The sequence below is a fragment of the Novipirellula herctigrandis genome, from assembly GCA_007859835.1.
Classification (GTDB): domain Bacteria; phylum Planctomycetota; class Planctomycetia; order Pirellulales; family Pirellulaceae; genus Novipirellula_A; species Novipirellula_A herctigrandis.
Genome location: SJPJ01000003.1, coordinates 65,181 through 70,716, shown reverse-complemented (window position 1 = coordinate 70,716; position 5,536 = coordinate 65,181). Strand labels below are relative to the sequence as shown.

Annotated in this window: 5 protein-coding genes; 1 reads left to right on the top strand and 4 read right to left on the bottom strand. The window is 53.0% G+C overall.

Annotated elements, in window-relative coordinates; all coding sequences use genetic code 11:
* On the top strand, positions 1 to 248 hold a 248-nt coding region (locus CA13_RS36070; protein ID WP_419195339.1), incomplete at its 5' end, for a hypothetical protein.
* Positions 249 to 972: 724 nt separating this feature from the next.
* On the opposite strand, the gene CA13_RS34220 is transcribed toward CA13_RS36070, so the two are convergent.
* The 4 genes from CA13_RS34220 to CA13_RS34205 all read right to left on the bottom strand — a co-directional run.
* A complete protein-coding gene (locus CA13_RS34220; RefSeq protein ID WP_146404813.1) occupies positions 973 to 1,560 on the bottom strand; it encodes a hypothetical protein in 588 nt (195 codons plus the stop codon).
* Between the two features lie 882 nt (positions 1,561 to 2,442).
* Positions 2,443 to 3,927, bottom strand: coding sequence for a group II intron reverse transcriptase/maturase (gene ltrA / locus CA13_RS34215; protein WP_146394693.1), 1,485 nt, complete (start codon positions 3,925 to 3,927; stop codon positions 2,443 to 2,445).
* Between the two features lie 482 nt (positions 3,928 to 4,409).
* The gene (locus CA13_RS34210; RefSeq protein WP_146404810.1) at positions 4,410 to 4,961 is read right to left on the bottom strand and encodes a hypothetical protein; all 552 of its coding nucleotides are present in this window, start codon (positions 4,959 to 4,961) and stop codon (positions 4,410 to 4,412) included.
* A gap of 136 nt (positions 4,962 to 5,097) precedes the next feature.
* A partial coding sequence (locus CA13_RS34205) for a hypothetical protein (protein WP_419195338.1) occupies positions 5,098 to 5,536 on the bottom strand: 439 nt, incomplete at its 5' end.

Here is a 5,536-nt window from a genome sequence, read left to right as displayed (position 1 = left end):
GTTGTCGGACCAAACGGTTGCCAGCGGATCATCGACAACGCCCCCATAGCAGAACATCGATCGCCCGGAGTGTGATAACGCTACGCGTCACCGGGCGGCGGGAGCACGGCAACCATTTGTTAAAACTCGCCACCGCCGCTCCGTGTGCACGCGATGGTTATCCGCCAGCGTTGCCTCACGACGGGCAGAAGTTGATGACAGATGTTATCACGTATCGATCACTTAGTCGGATCGCGTTTTGGATTTGATTCAAACAAAGTGCTAGGATCTGTCGCGGGTTTCGTGGCCGCGTTTATCCGCTGAGTTCGGTCAAGTCCATCCGCGAGCATGCCAGCATCAACAGACGGTGGAATAGAATCCGATTGTACATTCAAAGCGGGTGCTGCGACGTCGTCTGACTGCGTTCTCAAAGCTGATTCGCTTTCGGATTCAGCCGGATAACATCCGAGCACAGTAGTGAGAAGACACGCCACAAAGAGAAGTGGAATCTGGTTCATTGGGTTCGCCCTTGAGGGGTGCCTAGTTGGATAACGCCCAAAATCACCGCGTTTACGGGCCAATGGGACAAGTGTTTGTTTATGAGAGAATGTTATCGAAGGAGACGAAGTTTGAGTACCGGGTGAACGAGTAAACTGCGGTGCATTTCATTGTTATCGGACGCGACGGGGTTCTTGTCGGGGCCGAACTTTGCTGTTGTTTTGATTTCACATGCCGGAAGAACCGCAAGTCATTGTCCGTCGCAAATGACAGGTTGTTTTCGACCGAGCAAGTGACAGTGTCGTTGGTGTCAGAGCAAGTGACAGCGTTGTTCTCGATCGAGCAAGTGACAGTGTCGTTATTGCCAGAGCAACGACAGTGTTGCAATCGACTGAGCAGTATTTCGATTGAATCCGATAACGGTAGAAATCACGGGGAACGGGCAAACGACTTGCAAGCAAACAAGAAAACGGACCACCCGTTCTTCCGTGCATTTCATGGTTCATCACCGGACGCCAATACATCATTCCCGAGTTGCAAGATTACAACGTTTTTTGTATGCAGTGTTGGACCAGCGGAAAACCCGGCTGGAAAAGTTACACGGTTGGATTGTTTTGATTTACGAATACGGCCTAGAGGTTCGCTGAATATCACCTCTCCTTCTAGGCTATCCGAAACAGTCGCTGAAGTATTGGCTTTTGTCAATTCAACTTTCCCGTTAGTCTTGATCACGTACTCTCCGTCATCTTCCGATTCGATCGTATGCTCAACAGTCTGGGTTGACAGATATGGCGGCACCCTGCTCTTAGTCGTCGCTATCCATTTCGCACCAATTTTACGCGAAGACCCTTCCATTTCTGGCAACAAGGATCGCAAGGTCTGCTGCAAGTCGCCCGGTAGTACGCCACCTTTTCGTAACATTGGGTCGGCGATTGAGATTGAAGCGGCATTCCCCAGATCCCAATTTGAAGTAGTTCCGTCAGAGTATAGGTGAAACGTTATTGACGCACCGATTAACGGCGACAACTGTTCAACGTAAATCCGCTGGATTGCATCAGCATCATAGGTCAATGAGGTGTCCACGGGAGTAGAGCTTTCCTCTCGCCCCCTCACCAACCAATTCCAGCGGATTTTTTTTGTCGTCAGTGTTACGGTCGCGTCCCGATCATTAACGCGAGACCACGTCCATGTCGCAAACACGGTCGATTCGATCGTGCTGTCAACCTCATGCCCGTCCGATAGCGTAAATTGCGTTTGCCGCTTCTGATGAATTTGGGCGTCGATTGTTTGAGATTCTTTGAAACGCCATCTCAGAGATGGGGCATCGGCAATCGCCTCCGCCCACATTACGTGGCAAAGCGAGACAGCTAAGATCGAAGTAAAGCTATGCGAGAACTTCATTGGTTAATCAGAACACTTGTTGATGAACGGCCCGGATCAGCGGGGACCGGGAGTTAAGCAACCATTCGAGAAAACGGACCACCCGTCCTCCGTTGCATCACATGGTTATCGCACGGATTTGGGTTAAATGCCGATCGAGTCACCATAATGAATCAATCGACCGAGTTCCGCCAGTTCAGCCTTCGGCCCCTTCGGTGACAGTTGTCCGTTCCCTAGCAGTATCAGTTTAACGAGGTCCCAACTTGAAAGCAACAAACGACGTTGTCAAACCAAACGGTTGCCCGCGGATCATCGACAGCGCCCCCATAGCAGAACATCAATCGCCCGGAGTGTGATAACGCCCAAGGTCACCGGGCCGGCGGGGAAAGGTCTCGACCAGCCAATACGGTCGTTGGCCGGCTCCGGGAGAGTAGACCGAGGTCTCTTTGGTTTAGGTTACACTTTGTATTCCCTGTTTGCCACTGGTTTCCCGTTGTGGTGTCACAAGATTCGAACCTTGCCGCATTGACCCTCGGCCCCTCGTAGATCCGGACGTGCGCCTTTAACGCATCCGGCTCCCAGATTTCACTTGCCTCGCGTACTGCGTAACTTGCGGTCCATAGCGATCAAGTCCGTCAAACACTTCGGATTTACCAGCGGATGAAGATCCGTGAAGCGATTGAAATCATCCCAGTTCACATAGCTGTTCTGGCTCCGGCGACTCAAGTGACGCTTCGCCATCCGGCGAACCTTACTGCGATACGCCGCCAGCAACGGCCAATTATCATTGATACCGTAATACTGGTAGTGACCACGAAGTTTCGCGTTAAGCACCGGCCACATTTCGCCCACCGGAGTCGATAGCTGATGATGAAACCAGAGACGCATCTCCGCCAACTTCACTCGCATCTTCTTGCCAGACGTCTTCCTTTTCAGTTTGAACCTGCCTGCTCGACTACGACCACAGTAATGAGTAAATCCGAGGAAGTCGAAAGTGCCCGGAGCACCTTCGCCCAGTCGCTGGCAATCGCGACGGGCCAAGCGTCCGAACCGTAACAACTTCGTTTTGTCCTCGGCGACACATAACGAGAACCGATCCAATCGCTTGGGCAAGACCGTTTGGTATCGCACCGCATCAGATTCGAGTTCGAAGCAACAAAGGAAGTCGTCAGCAAAGCGCAGCAAGTACGCTTCGCCTCCGAGCCGCGGTTTGACTTCTTGTTCGAACCATTCATCTAACACGTAGTGTAAGTACACATTGGCTAGTATCGGTGAGAGACTGGCCCCTTGGGGGACACCCTCTTCGGTTGCCTGCAACTGGCCATCGATCATCACGCCTGCTTCGAGAAAACGTTCGATCAGCCGAAGCAGTTTCGGGTCGCTGATACGTTTCCGCAACAGCTCGCCTAAACGCTCCTGACTCAAATTATCAAAGAAACCTCTGATATCCGCGTCACTGATCCAGTTCACTTTCCGCGTGGCGATGATCCCACCAAGAGTCGCTAAAGCCTCATGACACGATTTCCCAGGGCGATAACCATACGAGAAGTCATAGAAGTCGACTTCGTAGATTTGCTCCAAGATCGTCACGACTGCGCGTTGGACAATTTTGTCTTCGACGCAAGCGATTCCCAGCGATCGCGTCTTCCCATTCCCTTTCGGGATGTTCTTTCGCAAACTGGGCTTCGGGCGATAACTGCCACGATGAAGTCGCTGGAGCAAGTCGCGAAGGTTCGCTTCGAGATCCTCCTCGTAGTCCTCGACCGTGACGTTGTCGACTCCTGGCGTTTTGCCTCGTTTTAGTCGGCGAAAGGCGTACCACAACAACTCATAGTTGAGCATCGAGAAGAGGTTATTGAAAACCGCTTCTGGGGCTCCCTTCGCTCTTTGAAAGGTGCGATCCAGCCGGGTTATCACTGAGGTTCCGTCTCTGAGTACGGGCAGTGCCTGGTCTGGATCGCGTGAAATCCCGACCGCCTTCCCTACACCGATATTACTCGGCTTGTCACTTCCCGATTGGTCTTCGGGCTGCAGCGGTACTATTCGGTCGTCCGATTCCCTGAAAGTCATTTGTCTTCGTTGCTTATTCCACTTCTAGGACATACTCGATCGAGCAAGCTGGTCTGCTTGCGGTCGATCAAGAACCTCAGGGCCTCACTGGTTGCCTGATTCACATGATGTGTAGAGCGAATGGGGCGCCGACTCCAGGTCTCTTCACGAGGCTCGCCAATGACGCGTCGTGAAGTGTTGCCTTGGGGCGTGAACAAACCTTGGGCAGAATCCAACAGGTACCTAATTTCGGAGCTAATCCCGTTCACGGTCACAGGGCCACCTGTGATCCATTCATCCTCACTACCTCTCTGTGTACGCTTCAATCGAAGACTTCGGGGAACCACCTGCGACAGCAGACAATTGCTTTGGGCCCTTATACTTCGGCTGCAACACTCGATACTGGGCGTGTGGCTAGCACTTACCCAGGCGGGATTTCCACCCGCTAGTCAATCAGACCTTGCCAGTCCGCACGTCCAACGCATGGTTCGCCGGGAATTGTCCTAGATTGGCCACCGGCACTTGGGGCACCGATAGTCATCGTCACGATTCACGTCAATCTTGCATATGGAACAATTCTCGATTGTACCACTGGTGACATCGCTGGGAACACCATCCGACGAAGGGAGTACTGCGATCGCGGCGGCGATCAGGCCAGCCGCCGAATACACGGCAAATGCGAGAAAGCAATGCAGCATCGGGAACATGACGACGTGCATGTGCGCGGCGCTATTGAGCGAGTCGGATTTGCCGTTAGTCGCATAGTTCAGGTAAGCGGCGATCCCGGTTAGTGCGACAAAATACGAGGCAAGCAGGAGGGGCGCCAACGCTGTCGAACGACGGCGGTAAAAGACGTAGGCGATCATCAAGCCAGGGAGCTGGCTCACGACCGAACCCAGCGATCCAATCACGGTTAATCGCAGACCATTCTGCTCGTCAATGGCGTTAAATGTGCCTAACGCAAACGTCAACACGAACGCTAGAGGAAGCAGGAACGTAAGAGCCCTTCGTCGAGTCGACGCGACAAACGATGGACCTTCGTCTACTGGCGGCACGTAAGGGTTCTTGGCAGCAGAGATACGTTAAACCTTGAAAAGCGAGTCAGTCGGCGAACGGTACGCATCAGCGGGCGGCGGGAGTTGAGCCACCATTTGTAAAAACTGTCCACCGCCGCTCCGTTGCATGCGATGGTTACCCGCCGTCGTCCGAGTCAGATGATGCCGCGTGCTTGGATTCGTTCGCATCAAAGTCAAGCAGTACTTGGGAAGGTTCTGGGCCAGTATACGGAAGAATGCAGAGGTTCTCGAGCACCCGCCGAAACACGTTGCGTTGTGCCGCCTGTTCTCTAAACTCACGCATTGCTTGTTTTTGAGCGTCAGTGCCAGTGAAGTCGATCATATGCGCGTGTCGTTCCGGATACATGAGAAAGTATGGTATGGACCACACGGCGAGCACGAACAACCAAACAATGCAGGCCGGTGCTGTGAGCAAAACGATCAGTATCGACCAAAAGGTGTCCGGAGCACCGTCGCGACTGCTCACGCGCGAGTTCAGCAGCGGCGCAAGGATCAGATACGAAACAATCGCAACCGTATATGCCACGTTCGCGAAGGTCATGATTTCAGTCGGG

What these genes read in the sequence shown, in the direction of transcription:
- ltrA (WP_146394693.1), bottom strand. Translation starts at nt 3,927, where the DNA reads ATGACTTTCAGGGAATCGGACGACCGAATAGTACCGCTGCAGCCCGAA.